At 63.8% G+C, this 14,271-nt stretch carries 18 protein-coding genes and 2 pseudogenes; 4 read left to right on the top strand and 16 right to left on the bottom strand.

The genetic code is table 11. From position 1 onward, the window contains the following. Positions 1–48: 48 nt before the first annotated feature. Both ACNJX8_RS12010 and ACNJX8_RS12005 read left to right on the top strand, forming a co-directional pair. Positions 49–390: a DUF2249 domain-containing protein gene (locus tag ACNJX8_RS12010; protein ID WP_439410335.1), complete on the top strand. Its 342-nt coding sequence runs from the start codon at positions 49–51 to the stop codon at positions 388–390. A 910-nt stretch (positions 391–1,300) separates the two neighbouring features. Beyond that, positions 1,301–1,618: an ArsR/SmtB family transcription factor gene (locus ACNJX8_RS12005; RefSeq protein WP_439360766.1), complete on the top strand. Its 318-nt coding sequence runs from the start codon at positions 1,301–1,303 to the stop codon at positions 1,616–1,618. Positions 1,619–1,620: 2 nt separating this feature from the next. On the opposite strand, the gene ACNJX8_RS12000 is transcribed toward ACNJX8_RS12005, so the two are convergent. The 16 genes and pseudogenes from ACNJX8_RS12000 to ACNJX8_RS11925 form a co-directional block, all read right to left on the bottom strand. Then, the gene (locus ACNJX8_RS12000) at positions 1,621–2,172 is read right to left on the bottom strand and encodes a YeeE/YedE thiosulfate transporter family protein (protein WP_439360765.1); all 552 of its coding nucleotides are present in this window, start codon (positions 2,170–2,172) and stop codon (positions 1,621–1,623) included. 14 nt (positions 2,173–2,186) lie between these two features. Continuing rightward, positions 2,187–2,327, bottom strand: a pseudogene (locus ACNJX8_RS11995) (YeeE/YedE thiosulfate transporter family protein); the annotation flags it as partial. A gap of 56 nt (positions 2,328–2,383) precedes the next feature. After that, positions 2,384–3,454 (bottom strand): YeeE/YedE family protein, encoded by a 1,071-nt coding sequence (locus ACNJX8_RS11990; RefSeq protein WP_439360764.1) that lies wholly within the window; start codon positions 3,452–3,454, stop codon positions 2,384–2,386. An 85-nt stretch (positions 3,455–3,539) separates the two neighbouring features. After that, on the bottom strand, positions 3,540–3,983 hold the full coding sequence (locus tag ACNJX8_RS11985) for a DsrE family protein (protein WP_439360763.1): 444 nt from the start codon (positions 3,981–3,983) through the stop codon (positions 3,540–3,542). 8 nt (positions 3,984–3,991) lie between these two features. Continuing rightward, positions 3,992–4,897: an alpha/beta hydrolase gene (locus ACNJX8_RS11980; RefSeq protein ID WP_439360762.1), complete on the bottom strand. Its 906-nt coding sequence runs from the start codon at positions 4,895–4,897 to the stop codon at positions 3,992–3,994. 14 nt (positions 4,898–4,911) lie between these two features. Then, positions 4,912–5,346 (bottom strand): DsrE family protein, encoded by a 435-nt coding sequence (locus tag ACNJX8_RS11975; RefSeq protein WP_439361892.1) that lies wholly within the window; start codon positions 5,344–5,346, stop codon positions 4,912–4,914. 26 nt (positions 5,347–5,372) lie between these two features. Beyond that, positions 5,373–6,065 carry a c-type cytochrome gene (locus tag ACNJX8_RS11970; RefSeq protein ID WP_439360761.1) on the bottom strand — a complete coding sequence of 231 codons (693 nt, stop codon included), beginning with the start codon at positions 6,063–6,065 and terminating at the stop codon, positions 5,373–5,375. Beyond that, positions 6,049–7,320, bottom strand: a complete 1,272-nt coding sequence (soxC, locus tag ACNJX8_RS11965; RefSeq protein ID WP_439360760.1) for a sulfite dehydrogenase — start codon at positions 7,318–7,320, stop codon at positions 6,049–6,051. The genes ACNJX8_RS11970 and soxC overlap by 17 nt, the downstream gene beginning before the upstream one ends. Before the next feature lie 6 nt (positions 7,321–7,326). Next, complete coding sequence (gene soxB, locus ACNJX8_RS11960; protein ID WP_439360759.1) at positions 7,327–9,018, bottom strand: thiosulfohydrolase SoxB; 1,692 nt, start codon at positions 9,016–9,018, stop codon at positions 7,327–7,329. A 27-nt stretch (positions 9,019–9,045) separates the two neighbouring features. Further along, the gene (soxA, locus tag ACNJX8_RS11955; RefSeq protein ID WP_439360758.1) at positions 9,046–9,867 is read right to left on the bottom strand and encodes a sulfur oxidation c-type cytochrome SoxA; all 822 of its coding nucleotides are present in this window, start codon (positions 9,865–9,867) and stop codon (positions 9,046–9,048) included. A 29-nt stretch (positions 9,868–9,896) separates the two neighbouring features. Then, positions 9,897–10,223, bottom strand: a complete 327-nt coding sequence (gene soxZ / locus ACNJX8_RS11950) for a thiosulfate oxidation carrier complex protein SoxZ (protein ID WP_439360757.1) — start codon at positions 10,221–10,223, stop codon at positions 9,897–9,899. An 18-nt stretch (positions 10,224–10,241) separates the two neighbouring features. Beyond that, the gene (soxY, locus tag ACNJX8_RS11945; protein WP_439360756.1) at positions 10,242–10,694 is read right to left on the bottom strand and encodes a thiosulfate oxidation carrier protein SoxY; all 453 of its coding nucleotides are present in this window, start codon (positions 10,692–10,694) and stop codon (positions 10,242–10,244) included. Between the two features lie 18 nt (positions 10,695–10,712). After that, positions 10,713–11,168 carry a sulfur oxidation c-type cytochrome SoxX gene (gene soxX / locus ACNJX8_RS11940; protein WP_439360755.1) on the bottom strand — a complete coding sequence of 152 codons (456 nt, stop codon included), beginning with the start codon at positions 11,166–11,168 and terminating at the stop codon, positions 10,713–10,715. A gap of 128 nt (positions 11,169–11,296) precedes the next feature. Beyond that, a pseudogene (locus tag ACNJX8_RS11935) lies at positions 11,297–11,874 on the bottom strand (SoxW family protein). Between the two features lie 174 nt (positions 11,875–12,048). After that, complete coding sequence (locus ACNJX8_RS11930) at positions 12,049–12,597, bottom strand: hypothetical protein (RefSeq protein WP_439360754.1); 549 nt, start codon at positions 12,595–12,597, stop codon at positions 12,049–12,051. 75 nt (positions 12,598–12,672) lie between these two features. Beyond that, positions 12,673–13,404, bottom strand: a complete 732-nt coding sequence (locus ACNJX8_RS11925) for a cytochrome c biogenesis CcdA family protein (RefSeq protein ID WP_439360753.1) — start codon at positions 13,402–13,404, stop codon at positions 12,673–12,675. A 75-nt stretch (positions 13,405–13,479) separates the two neighbouring features. Between ACNJX8_RS11925 and ACNJX8_RS11920 the strand changes: the two genes are divergently transcribed. Continuing rightward, positions 13,480–13,851 carry a thioredoxin gene (locus tag ACNJX8_RS11920; RefSeq protein WP_439360752.1) on the top strand — a complete coding sequence of 124 codons (372 nt, stop codon included), beginning with the start codon at positions 13,480–13,482 and terminating at the stop codon, positions 13,849–13,851. 41 nt (positions 13,852–13,892) lie between these two features. Beyond that, positions 13,893–14,243: an ArsR/SmtB family transcription factor gene (locus ACNJX8_RS11915; RefSeq protein ID WP_092183595.1), complete on the top strand. Its 351-nt coding sequence runs from the start codon at positions 13,893–13,895 to the stop codon at positions 14,241–14,243. The last annotated feature ends 28 nt before the right edge of the window (positions 14,244–14,271 follow it).

The following is a 14,271-nucleotide window of genomic DNA, read 5'->3' as shown; positions in this document are numbered from 1 at the left end:
TATCGCCCGGCTGGCAGACCTTCGGACGATCGCATCCCTGACCGGATGATGGACAGCGAACGTCCCCGACGTTTGCGCAGCGACAAAGACATGGTCGCGATTCCGGCCAATGTCACGTTCATGAAACAACAGCAGCTCGTCGATCACCCGCGTAAAGAAAAGACGATTGATGTCCGCGCGATTCCGCGGCCGGCGCGTCATCCGTTGATTTTCGGTACGTTCAATCGGTTGGACTCGGGAGTGTCCTTCTGTGTGGTGAGTGACCACGACCCGCGTCCGTTGCACTACCTATTCGGTGTCAGGCACCCTGGCGCCTTCACTTGGGACTATGTCGAGAGAGGCCCCGACGTCTGGCGTGTCTGCGTCGGCCGTACCGCCCACGCTGAATGAGTCACTACATCCTGGATGGACACGAACCCGAGCGCGCGGACCCGGTCGCGTGGCAGCTTTGACTCGGCGGATCGCATCCGTCGCAAGGACACCGGTCAGTCCAAGTATTGTCGTCTCGACCATCTTCGTGGATCTGGCTGACGTAGCCTCCGTCGATGCCCGACGCGTGCGTTACCCCCCATGGACCGAAGCTGAACTTGGTCACCGAGAGGTCTGTTGGTTCAAAGCCAGCTCATCTGGTTTGTCGCGGAAGAAAGCGATTGACGATGATCGTGTCACGCGCCTCCCCGATCTGTAGATGGAAGGCCTGAGAAAACCATTCGAGAGAGCGCGTCACGCTTGATGGCGACCGTCCTACGTTAGCTCATTGTGGAATCTTTTGTATCTCCCGGTGCACACGTCGCGCACACGTCACCCTCTAACTGACTGAAAAGCCTGAACTCTCATTCCAATCCATCGTGGGCAAAATTTGGAGCTAACTAGCACCAGTTAGGATCAAGAGTGGTCCTTTTGCGCCACAAGAGGACTCCCCCGGACAAGCGGCCCTGCAGTACCTAGCGTTCGCAAATAAGTACGCAGATGGCGGAAGGGGTGTCTGTCAATCCACCTAGAAATCGTATGTATTTTCGTCTGCGCGGCCAGCAATTCTACGGTTCCGGCTAGGGCGCCGATGTGCCTCACGACCGTAGGTTTTGAGCAGCTACCCCGCCGTCGCCAAGCACCCTGCTGCCCGCCGTCAGTTCCAGGCAAGGCCGCGCAAAGACTCTGAGGGGCCAATAGAGATCGAATCCATGTTAAGCCTTCCGAGAGGCACCACCGAAATTGCTGTTTATCCCTTGCATCGCTGCGCCAGCGCGTTTGACGGCCGGCCGACAGATGCTATTGAAGACGGCACATGGGCAGAGCGGACATGAGCAAGACGGACACACGCGCGCTGGAACGGCAGGCCAAGGACGTGGCCGCCCTGATGCGCACGCTCGCAAGCGAGCACCGGCTGCTGATCGTCTGTAAGCTGGTCGAATATGGCGAGGCCAGCGCCGGCACGCTCGCCGAGGAGGTCGGTCTCTCCGCCTCGGCGCTGTCGCAACATCTGGCCAAGCTGAAGGCGGAGCGCGTCGTCGCGACGCGCCGCGACAGCCAGACCATCTGGTACCGCATCGCCGACCGGCGGGTCGAAGAGCTGTTTTCGACCCTGCACCGGCTGTTCTGCAGCCCTCGCAAACGCTGAGCTCAGCTGCGCTTCTGCCTCGCTTCAGAGGATTCCACCCACCAGAAGAACAGCGCGGCGCCGACCGCGAGTGCTGCGAACCAGGCGATGTCCGGAATGTGCGTGACATCGGGAAGGCGGACCTTGCCCAGCGCCCAGACGTTGAGGACATGCGCCTTCAGCCAGTCGAAGCTCAGCGCGTAGAAGATGGCGCCGGCGACCATGCCGAGCGCGCCGACCAGAGCATGGACGCTGCCGGTAGCAATGGCGCCGAGCGCCGTTCCCGGACAATAGCCGTAGACCACCATGCCGACGCCGAACAAGGCGGCGCCGAGCGCGACCGCCAGCATGTTGGCATCCTTCACATAGTACTTGGTATTGCCGGTATCGACGAGCAGCAGCACGCCGATGCCGCCGACCACTATCGCGGTGCCCATCACCTTCAGCACGGTGAAGTCGCGCAAACGAAACTGATTCTCGATCACGTTGCAGTTGGTCACCTTGCCCCGCTGCAGCAGGAAGCCGAAGGCTGCGCCCATCACGAGCGGTCCGAGGATCGTCATCATTGCGGTCATCTCGATTCTCCCCTTCAGCGCTTGCGGAACATGAGTGCGGAGATGCCGAGCCCGGTGCCGAACATCACCGCCAGGAACAGCCAGCTCGACACCGCGAGCTGCAAGCCGCCGGAGATGCCGTGTCCGCTGGTGCAGCCGCCAGCAAGCCGCGCGCCGGCCCGCATTGGAGAAAATCCTGTTCAAAAATTGTAATTTAGAAAAGTCTAAAATATCAGGCGCCGGGCGAACCCACCACTTGCTGCGCTTGCGGCATGCCGGCCCGGTCGACCAGGAGATCGGTGAGCCCTGCCCCCAGCCACATGCAGGCGGTGAGCGCGAACACCGAAGCCCCGGTCACGCCGGCGCCGACCGCGCAGCCGCCGGCGAGCATCGCGCCGAAACCCATCAGCACCGCGCCAAGCAAGTAGCGGCGCATGCCGAGTCCGTCGGAAAACCCCTCGAGCTTCAACTCGCCTGCGGCCGCCGCGGCGATGAACGAGCCGAGGAACACGCCGGGGATGATGCCGAGGTCGAAGCCGAGCCTGATCTGCGAACTGTTCAGGACCAGCATCAGCACTTCGGCTGACGGCCCGCTGAAAGTGAGGCTCTTCAGCGTCACCGGCGCGAAGGAGGCCTGCGAGAGCTGGTAGGTGAAGAGCCAGCCGGCGACGACGGCAGCACCGGTTGCGAGCGCGGACAAGATCAGCCGGCGCGGCAAATGGCTGCGAAAGGCGAAGGCGAGCCCCGCGATCAGCCAGAGGCCGCCAAAGGCGAGCTTCTCGGGCAGGCCTGCGCCGAATACCGCCATGATGTCGCGCGACGGCCCACCGTCGACCAGCCAAAGATTGGTGACCCATTCGCGCGCGGGCGACAGCAGGCCGCGATAGGAGGCTTGTGCCGTCACCGCAAACACGAGGCCCGACAGCAGCGCCCGGAGATTGCCGTTGGCCGAGAGCACCAGCAGCCGGCTGGCGCAGCCCCGCGCCAAGATCATGCCGCAGCCGAACATCACGCCGCCGACCAGCGCGCCGGAGATGCTGCCCTGCTGGGCGAGCTGGCGCGCCTCGGAAACGTCGAGCAGGTGGAGGGCGACAAAGCCTTGCGTGCCCACCAGCGCGGCGGCGAAGGTCAGCAGCCACACCGCAAGGCGCGGCCCGCCCTCGCCGCGCGAGAATTCGACCGCCGCGGCGCGCAGACAGAAGCGGCTGTGCTGGGCGAAGAATCCGAAGAGGCCACCGACCAGGAGGTCGCCCAGCCATGACAGCGGGTCTTCTCCCAGGAGATCGATCAATGTCGTCAGCACGACCGCCTCAGCGTTCCCTAGAGGTGCCAATCTATCGCTCGCCGCGGCCGGGCCATATGAGCCAAATCAAGGCTCGCGATAGCGGTCATGGCCGCAGATAGGCATATCCCTGCCGTTGCAGCTCGGCGAGCCGCACCACGCCGCCCTTCTCCGCCACCACGAAACCCGGCGTGAGGTCGTCGAGCTTGACGCCCTGAGCCTTCATGGTGTTGGCGCAAGCGTCGAATCCGACGCCGGCGTTGGTGAGCTTCTTCATCATGTCGATGGTGTGATCTTCGGCGGCGAGCGCATGGAAGGCGCGTAGCGCCGGCCCGTGCACGACCAGCCTGATATCGGCCTTGCCCGGCCCGCCGACGCCATCGACATGGTTCTGGAGATTGCCCAGCACGAAGATGACACGGTCGGCATCGGCGAGATGATAGACCACGCGCTGCCGCGCATTCGCTTCCGTCGCAGCCGTCGCTTCGCGCACGGCGAAGATGCCAAATAGTCCGGCAAGGCTTGCGCGAAGGATGGATCGACGCTGCATGGTCCCTCCTATCGTGTCTGCTTGATGAATTCGGCGATCCGGTCCGCCACGTCTTCCGCGAACAGGTCGCGGAAGAAATGATCGGCGTCCTCGATCTTGTCGAGTTGCACCCTGCCGCCGCTCGAATCGGCAAGCGGCGCGAAGGACGCTATCACATCGGGCACTACGGTATCCTTGGTCGCGGCGAACACCAGCACCGGCAGCTTCATGCGCGCCACGAGCGCCGCGGTGTCCTGGGCCGCATCGGCAGCATAGAAGGATGAAAAGGCCCGCGCGGTGACCACGGCGTTGCGGCAGTAGATGAAGCCCGGCGCATCCATCCATTCCCCACCGCGTCCCGCGGCGACAGCCTTCGTCGCTTTCTCCAGAAGCGGCTCGAGCGGCTTGCCATAGGTCTGGACATAGGAAGCGCGCAAGCTCGCTTCGGCTCCCGCGGTCGTCGGTGCCAACAGCACCGCGCCCGCGACGGGAGGTGTTTCGTTCGCCGCCAGATAGCGCGCGACCTGATTGCCGCCGCGCGAATGACCGAGCGTGAAGACGAACCGGGACATGCTCTTCGCCTTCGCGACCCAGGCGCCGATCTCCGCAACCGCGTCCTCGGCGACATAATCATGCCGCGTGGCGCAGTCGTACATGCCTTTGCGGCGATCGAGCCCGAGCGACAGCGTATGCGCGAGCGAGGCGATGCCGCGCTGCTCAAGCGCTTTCGCGACGCCCTGAATGATCTCCATGTCCTTGTGAGCGAGCGTGCCGTGCGTCATCACGACGAGCGGCGTGTCTGACGCCATCGAGGTCGGCGTGTGCAGCGTCGCGAGCGTTGTACGGCCGTTGATGGACAGTTCGAGCTCCTGCTCGGCAGCGCCGACGGGCTGCGCGAGAGCGAGCAAGACGACCAATCCCATAAACCATCGCATGGGCGGCTCTCTCCTCAGGGACGGACGATCGTCCAGTTGTTTTCCGCAAGATCCATCAACGCGGCAACCCCGACCTGAGTAACGCTGACGCCCTCGATCAGCGGCGGCCGCTTGTCCTCCTTCGCCGCCAGCGTCTCCAGCGTGTTCCCGCAGGCGACGAAGCTCACATTGGGCATCGATTTCAGGAAGTTCACAAGGCGCTCCTTCACCGGCGAGCGGTCGTCGAGCAGCATGTCGAGGCCGCCATTGAAGGCCACCACTACGATCTCGACGTCTTCGCCCTGCCCGGAATAATGCCGCGACACGTTCGCGGCAACATCGAGCACGGCGCGCATCTTGACGGGGTCGTCGTCGCTGATCTGCAGCGCGAGCCTGTGCGGCTCGGCCGCGCGGGTCGGGACGGCGAGACCTGTCACGATGAAAGCGGCAGCGACCAGCCCGCGAAGCAATCCGCGGCGGCTCGCCTGCCCGCGGCTCACTCCACGCCCCGCGACTTCTTGTCCTTGCTGTCCTCCGGCGTCACGTCGATCGCGGCGGCACGCGCGGTAATCTTCACCGGCGCGATGCAATCCTTCATGCAGGGGTCCTTCTGCCAGAACGATTTTTCGCTCGTGGCGCGATCGTCCATCACGAATCCCTGCTCGTTCGGCATCTTGATCGTGGCGAGGTTTTTGTTGGTCAGCTCGAAATTCTGGTCGGTGACGACGTCGTTCAGGTAGAGGACATAGGCGACCAGCGCATAGTATTCATCGACCGATAGTGACTCAGTATTACCATAGGGCATGGCGTGACGGACGTAGTCGAACACGGTCGAGGCGTAGGGCCAGTAGGAGCCCACGGTCTTGACCGGATTGTCTGACGTCAGCGAACCCTTGCCACCGGCCAGCACCGGCCAGCGGCCATTGCCCTCGCCGAACTCGCCGTGGCAGGTCGAGCAATTGTCCATGAACAGCTTTTCACCTTGGGCGACCGTGCCCTTGCCCTCCGGCAGGCCCTGCCCGTCTGGCCGCACGTCGATATCCCAGCCGCGGATCTCGTCCGCAGTCGGCGCACGACCGATATGGTAGTGCGGACCGGCCTTCGCGTCGGTCTTCTGTTGTGCGAGCGCCGGCGCGCCCAGCGCAAGGATGAGCAGCGCCGCTGCGATGAACTTAGGCGACTTCGACATTCTCGACCTCACCGCTGGCCTGCACGTACCAGGTCTGGATGCCATTGTTGTGATAGATGGAGTTGACGCCACGAATCTTGCGCAGCTCGGCCTTGCTCGGCTGCACGTATCCTGTCTCGTCCTGGACCCGCGATTGTAGCAGCAGCGGCTCGCCGTTCCAGTCGAACTCGTAGTAGAAGCGCGTCAGCGCCTTATCGAGCACCGGCCCGTCGAGCCGCGCCGGTCGCCAGTTGCGTCCACCGTCGAGCGACACGTCTACGCGCTTGACCTTGCCATTGCCGCTCCAGGCGAGACCCGACACGATGGTAAAACCCTTGCCGTGCTTGATCGGCGCCTGCGGGCTCGGGCTCGTGATCACCGATTTTGCGTCCATCGACCAGGTAAAGCGGCGCGCCTTGCCGTTCGGAAGAAGGTCTGTGTACTTCGAGGTCTCCTCGCGGGTGTGCCAGGGCTGATCGCCCACCTTGATGCGGCGCAGCCACTTGACCCAGAGATTGCCCTGCCAGCCCGGCACCACGAGCCGCATCGGGTAGCCCTGCTCGGGATAGAGCGCCTCGCCGTTCATCTTGTAGGCGATGATGCAGTCGTCGAGCGCCTTCTCGATCGGCAGGCTGCGATCCATCGCAGCCGCATCGGCGCCCTCGACCAGCAGCCACTTGCCGTTGGTCTTGACGCCGGCTTCTTCCAGCAGGGTACGCAGCGACACGCCGGTGTACTGCACGCAGTGAATCATGCCGTGGGTGAACTGGCATCCATTGAGCTGCGCGCCGCGCCACTCCATGCCGGAATTCGCCGCGCACTCCATGAAGTGGATGCGGTTGACGCGCGGATAGCGCTTCAGCTCTTCCAGCGTGAGAATGAGCGGACGTTCGACGAGCCCATGGATCATCAGGCGATGATCTGCGGGATCGATCTCGGCGATGCCGCCGTGATGCCGCTCGAAACAGAGGCCGTTCGGAGTGATGATACCTTCGAGCTCGTGCAACGGCGTGAAGCTCACCGAGGACTCGCGCGAGGCGGTCAGCCATTCGACGTCGCGCCGGACGACGTCCTTCTCGAATTTCGACGGCTTGCCGTAGGGACGCACGGCGACGCCCTCACCGAGTGCCTTTGTCCATTCCGGCACGTTGGGCGGCTGGTTCGCTGGATTGCCGCCGCCGGCGAGAGCGGGCTTGGCGAGCACCGATGCCGCAACACCGGCGCCAGCGGCCAGGAAACTGCGTCGGGATTGCCGGGGACTGTCCATCTTCGACATCGCTTCTTACGCTCCAGTGACTTTGACAGCTCGGTTGGGTTCGAGGCGAACCGTCTTCTGTCGGGTCAGATAATTGCCGATGACCTCCCAGATTGGCGGTCCCTCGGTTCCTTCATTGACGCTGGCCCAGCCGGCGACCTGATATTCCCTGGCGGGATCGATCGGCGCACCGGTCTTGGCGAGCTGCATGTCCGAGATGCGGCTGCCCTGCGGCTTCGCGATATCGATCGCGTAGGACAACCCGCCGATCCGCACCATGTCGCCGCCCTGCTGATAATAGGGATCGACGTTGAAGAGATTGTCGGCAACGTCCTCGATGATTTCCTTCAGGCGCGAGCCCGTCATGCCCATGCGGTAGACCGCGGGATAAGTGATCGCGGTCGCGTTGGTCACGTCCTCGAAGGTGATGTCCTGTCCGGGCAGCACGCTGGTGCCCCAGCGAAAGCCGGGCGAGAGCGCGATCTCGGCGTCGCGCTCCTGCAGCAGGGCCTGGCAGATCAGATCGTCGAATGTGCCGTTGAAATTGCCGCGTCGGTAGAGCAACGTCTCGGTCTTGCCGAGCACCTTGGATAGGTCGGACGCGAAGGGCTTGCGCACCTCGGTGATCTTCGCCGCCATCTCGGCGTCCGCAGCGATCACATCGGAGAACAGCGGAATGAGCTTGTAGCGGTAAGCCTTGACCTCGCCGTCGCGGACGTCGAGATCGAGCCGCGACACGAACTTGCCGGACGAGCCCGACGCAATCAGCAGCGTCTTGCCGACCTTCACCGCCTCGGGCAGCGCGTCGTGGGTATGTCCGGTCAGGATGACGTCGATGCCCTTGACGCGGCTGGCAAGCTTACGGTCGACGTCGAAGCCATTGTGAGAAAGCAGGACCACGAGCTGCGCCCCGCCCTTGCGCGCCTTGTCGACCTGCGCCTGCACATCCTCCTCGCGCACGCCGAACGACCAGTTCGGAATCATCCAGCGTGGATTGGCGACGGGCGTATACGGGAAGGCCTGGCCCAGCACCGCGATCTTGACCCCGCCACGCTCGATCATGGTCGAGGGTTCGAAGGCGGCCTCGTTCCATTCGGTGTCACGGATGTTGAGGCCGAGGAACGGGAAGCCGAGCCCCTCGATCGCCTGCTTGACGCGTTCGGTGCCGTAGGTGAACTCCCAATGCCCGGTCATGGCGTCCGGCTTGAGCAGCGCCATGCAGTCGATCATGTCCTGGCCGCGCGTCTTCAAGGACGTCCACGACCCCTGCCAGGTATCGCCGCCGTCGAGCAGCGCGACCTTGTCGCCGCGCTCGGCGCGGATGGCCTTGATCACGGTCGCGGCACGATCGAGCCCGCCGATCCGGCCATAGCTCTTGGCCAGCGCCTCGAAATCCTCTGACGTCAGGGCATAGGCCGCGGACGAACCGGGCGCGATGCCGAAGCGGCTGAGAAATTCCTTGCCGGTGACGTGCGGCGGAAGGCCCTTGGCCTCGCCGACGCCGAGATTGGTCGAGGGTTCCCGGAAATAGAGCGGCATGAGCTGGCCGTGGATGTCGGTCACATGCACCAGCGTGACATTGCCGAGCGGCTCGAACGCCAGCAATTCGTTCTGGGTCAGACGCTGCTGGGCGACCGCCCGGGTCAGGCCGGTGCCGATACCGGTCGAGAGTGCCGCCGTTGCCGCAGCAACCTGAATGAACTCGCGGCGAGAAATCATGCGCAATGCTCCTGCATGCTCATCGTTTCAGTTGCGCACCGACGGCGTCTCGACCGGCAGCCCGATGCCGCGCCAGGCGACGTAAAGCTCGAGCGCGAGGAACTCGTCCGACAGCGGCTTGAACGGCTCGGCGCGCACGTCGAACATGCAGCCTTCGAAGCGCTCATGCAGCGGCACTAGGCGCTGGTCGCGCAGCCGATAGGTCGGAAAGCCGTTGGTCTGGCCCTGGCTCAGGAAATCGGCGCGCATGAACTTGCCGTTGTTGCGCTCGTGGCAGGATTCGCAGGCGAGATCGAGCTGACCGTAGCGCGTGTAGTAGATCTGCTTGCCGCGCTCGAACCAGGGCGACATCGGCCCATCGGTCTTCACCGTGACCGGCATGCCGTGCGACTGGTAGCGCACGAAGGTGGTCATGTCGGTCAGTTCCCGGGATTTGAATGTCCAGGGCTCCGCCTTCATGTGCTCGCTGCGGCAGATGTTGATGCGCTGCTCGAGATTGACCGGCTTCTTCTGCCTGTCGTCCCATTTCGGCATGGCGGCGCCGACGCCCTTCATGCTGGTCTCGGCCTCGCCGTGGAAGCTCATGCAGGACTTGCCCTCGCTGCCCTCGACCTTCTTCCAGGCGTCCGCCGCACGCTCCACGGCCAGGAAGCCCGGATTTTCGAGATCGTCGTCCTGCAGCGCGCGGGTCTCCTTGCTGCGAAACTCGTAGCCAGAGATGATGGTCTTGAAGACGTGGCCGGGCGGCGCCGGGATGCCCTTGCGCTCGGCCTCCTCTGCGAAGGCGACCGTCGCGATCGATGCGGCGGCCACGATCGCAGCGGCTATCCCAATAGATCGTGGCGCCATCCGAGCCTCCCCTCAATGCGCGATGCGCATCATGCCTTGAGCGCGATCTTCTCTTCGGCGGTGATCACGGTGCCGTCGTCGTCGGTCCAGGAGAACTTGAACGTTCCGGCTTCATCCACCTTGGCGTCGAACTGGATGTAGGGATTGGCCGAGATCGCCGGCTCCAGCGCGCATGCGAACACCGGCTTGCCGTTGAACTCACAGGCGAACTTGTTGATGATCTTGCGCGGAATGGTTTGGCCCTGCGCGTCCTTGCGCTGGCCCGATTCCATGACGTGCGAAACCAGGGTCTTGATCTGGATGACCTCGCCCTTGGCCGCCTCCTTCGGAAGCTTGATACGTGGTTTGTCTGCCATCTTCTCTCTCCTGAGCCCTTAGCCGCCGCAGCCGCCGATGGTGACCTTCACGGTCTTCTGCTCCGTGAACAGCGAACCGTCGCTCATCTTCGCAATCGCAACCACATTCTGCGTGGTCGCGAGCCGGATCCGGATCGAGGCCTCCGCCTTGCCCGACATCGGCGTGAAGGACAGCGTCGCGACGCCCGCATTCGGGTTGCCGTCCGCGATGATCATGACGTCCTTGACGTAGGACTCCACCGTCATCGGGCTCTCGATGTTGATCGACAGCGGCACGGTGTTGCCGTTCTCCGCGATCTCCGGCAGGTCGAGCGAGACCTTGCCCTTGGCGGGTTGCTTGCCGCCGGTGAACTTCTCGATCCACTTCGCCGCGTCGTTCGTGACTTCGGCATCGGCCGCCATGGGCATCAGGGTCAGCATGACGAAGCCGCCCCCGAGCGCAAATGCCTGCCGTCGATTGATGGCCTTCATTCCTGATCCTCCTCGCCGTCAGTTCAGCGTCTTGAGAAAAGCGATGACGTCCTCGACCTGCGCGGCCGTCAAAATGGATTTGCCGACGAACTCCGGGCGCACCCGGCTCAAGCCCTCGTTCTTGAAGAACGCCGGCATGACCGTGTCGGTGAAGATGCGCTTGGGGTCGGCGACGATGAGGCGCAATTGCGCCTCGGTGTAGCGGCCAGCCACGCCGTCGAGCGACGGACCGAACTCGCCGTGAAATTCCTCGGATTTCAGGCTGGTGACCTGATGGCAGGCCAGACAGTTGCCGAGCGTGCGCGTCAAAAACACTTTCTTGCCGGCCTCGGCATTGCCGGGTGTGCCGGTCAGGGACTTCGGCAGGGAATCGTTGACGACATCGAGCTTGATCGGCGTCTTCGCGGGCTCCTGGGCGGAAGCGCCGACAGCCGACAGACACAGTGCAAACGCAGCCACAAGCGAGCGCCGCATGTTCCCTACCCTTATGACGGGGTGACGCCCGTCTTCGATCGCGATGGACTCACGATCCATCAAATTCAATTATGATGATATGTTCATATAAACGACGCCGTCAAGCGAAATTCGCGAGCCGCTCTCGGCTAGCCGTTTGCGGCGAGAAAATCCCGGAACGATCCGCGCTCATAGGCTCGCTCCCGCACGAAGCGAAACATCGAAAGGAAGGCGGCGGCTTGAGATAGCCCGGCGCCCGCGCAACCTCCCGCGCCATCGGCTCTTTTGCTTCGATACCGGCCGACGTCGGCGGGAAGAACTGAAACGTCGGGGTGAACCTGATCCCGTATTTCTGAGCGAGGTCCTTCTCGGACAATTCCTGGCCGTCGACATCCGTAACCTTACGGGAGCCGATCAGATTGAGCTGCAACACCTCGAAATTGTCGCGGATGTATTTGGTGATGTCGGCATCGGCAAAGTTCACCAGATGCGTCTCGCGGCAATAGGGACAGCCGCGCAGCTCCCACATGATGGCGAGGCGCTTGCCGCCGGCGGCGGCGCTGTCGAGGTCCTCGCGCAGATCGAGGAAGCTCTGCAGGAACCAGGGCTCGTGATAGATCCCGTCTTCTCCAAGCGCAGGCTCAGCCGCCGCCGCGCCGCGGCTCGCGGCAAGAGCCGCGCCCGACGCCAGGGCAAGAAGGCCGCGCCGTGTCGGCGCTCGAAGCATCATCATGGATTTGTGCTTTGGAAGATCTTGCGCGTCGGTCATTTTCATTATGATATTCAAATACACGAATGTGAGAGGATTTCCGATCTTGCGCTGCATCATCGTCCTGTTGGCCTGGCTGGCCTCGTACGCGCTCGCCCTTGGCGCCGAGGGCAACGGGCACCTTTGGATTTCTCATCGGCGGTCGCGCCGATCATGGCCAATCTGCGCACCGCAGCGAGCTACGCCCGCACCGGGAATATCGCGCTGGCACAGATGGAGACCGATGAGGCGGCGATGACGTGGAAGCGGCTTCAGGTCAACATCGCGGCCGGCGCCCTGCCCGCTTACGCCCCAGCCGCGCCGGCGGAATTTCTGACCAAAGGCGGCGAACGGGTCGTGCAGGTAACGCGCGCGCTCGATGGCGGGGATCATGTCGCCGCCGGTCTCGAATTGCTCGCGCTTCGTCAGTCCTATCATGAGCTCAGACGTCGTTCGGGCCTCTACGATCTCGGCGACTGCGTCTTCGAGCTCGCGCCGGCCATGGAGAAGCTGCGCGTGGCGGCTATTCGGTATGGCGAAGAGCCCGCGCCGGCGAACGCCGAGGCGACCGTCGCCGCCGCAAGCGCGTTCCGCGATCGCCTGCAGCGCTGCAACGAGTGGGCAAGTCCCGACATCGCCGAAAAGAGCGAGTTCCGCCGCCTCATCGATGGCGCGGTCGCAAGCAGCGGCGAGATTGCGCATGCGGCGATGGCCGGCGACGGGCCGCTCGTGCATCGGTACCTGATCGAGCTGGCGTCCTACGCTCAGCTGTTCGATTTAGCCGATGCTGGTGAGCCCCGGGAAGCGCTCCAGCAGCCATTCCGAGACCGCCGGCATCAGGCCGGTCAGGAACATCAGTCCGGTCGCAACCAGAAAGACGCCCATCGTCTTCTCGACCAGACCAAGATGCCGGCGCGCACGGCCAAGCAGCGCGATGAAATGACCGGTGAAGGCGGCCGCGATCAGGAAGGGAATGCCGGTCCCGACCGAGTAGGCCAGAAGCAGCAACGCGCCTCGTCCCGTGGCCTCTTCCGAACCCGCCATCAGCAGGACCGCGGCGAGAATGGGGCCTGCGCAAGGCGTCCAGCCGAACGCGAATGCCAGCCCCATCACGAAGGCGCCTGCGACGCCAGCCGGCCGGTTCTCCACCTGCACGGTCGCGCTGCGATAGAGCAGCGGAATCCGGACGACGCCCAGGAAATGCAGACCCATCACAATGATCAGGCCGCCGGCAACCATGCCGAGGGTCGACAGATGCGCGGAGACGAAGCGGCCCGCGATCGATGCGGTCGAGCCGAGTGCGACGAAGACCAGCGAAAAGCCGGCGACGAAGGCCAGGGCGGAGATCAGGATCCGCGGCCGCAGATTCGGCCTGTCGCCGGACAGGTCCGTGACCGACACGCCGGTCATATAACAGAGGAAGGGCGGGACCAGGGGCAGAATGCAGGGCGACAGAAACGACAACAGGCCCGCGACGAAGGCCGCACCCAGCGTGACGTCCAAAGTCATGTCGCCTCATCCCTAGCACATATACGAATTTAATGATATAAAGCCTCGAGGAAGTCCAGAGGCTCGTGCCCCCTCATGAACCGAATCATCGCCTTGCTCGCCGTCACCGTCGCGCTCGCGCTGGCTTCGGCGGCATCGCGCGCGGCCGAACTCGTCATGTTCGAGCGCCCCGGCTGTGTGTGGTGCGCGCGCTTCAACGCCGAGATCGCGCCGATCTACGCCAAGACCGAGGAAAGCCAGGCCGCCCCGCTGCGCCGGGTCGACCTGAACAGCCCCCTGCCCGCCGATCTCGCCGGAATCGATCCCGGCGCCTTCACGCCGACCTTCGTCGTGGTAAAAGAAGGCCGTGAGATCGGGCGCATTCGCGGCTATCCGGGGGATGCCTTCTTCTTCGGCCTCTTGGACCGGATCCTGTCCAGCACAGGATCGGAACCGGGACGCTCGTGACTGCAGATGTTAGGGATGTGACCCCAGGGGAATTTGACGCGATGCCATTGCCAAAGCTGAAGGAGATTGAAGGCTCGGCCGAGCTCGAGCAGATGATCGAGAAGGCGCGCGAGGCGAGCGACATGCTGAAAGCGCTGTCGCACGAGTCGCGGTTGCTGCTGCTCTGCATCCTCGCCGAGGGCGAGAAGTCGGTGACCGAGCTCGAGCAATTCCTGGGCGAGCGGCAGTCGACCGTCTCCCAGCAGCTCGCGCGGCTGAGACTCGACCGACTGGTGACGACCCGCCGCGACGGCAAGGCTATCTACTACAGCCTCGCCAACGAGGACGTCCGCAAGATTCTCACTGCCGTCTACGACGTGTTCTGCGAGCCGGTGCGGCGCCGCCGCCGGTAATTTTCCGCACTGGATTTTCGCACTCCTC

This window comes from Bradyrhizobium sp. SPXBL-04 (assembly GCF_051853035.1).
GTDB classification, from domain to species: Bacteria; Pseudomonadota; Alphaproteobacteria; order Rhizobiales; family Xanthobacteraceae; genus Bradyrhizobium; species Bradyrhizobium zhanjiangense.
Note: the sequence above shows the minus strand (reverse complement) of the source record. Positions and strands in the feature narration are given on the sequence as shown.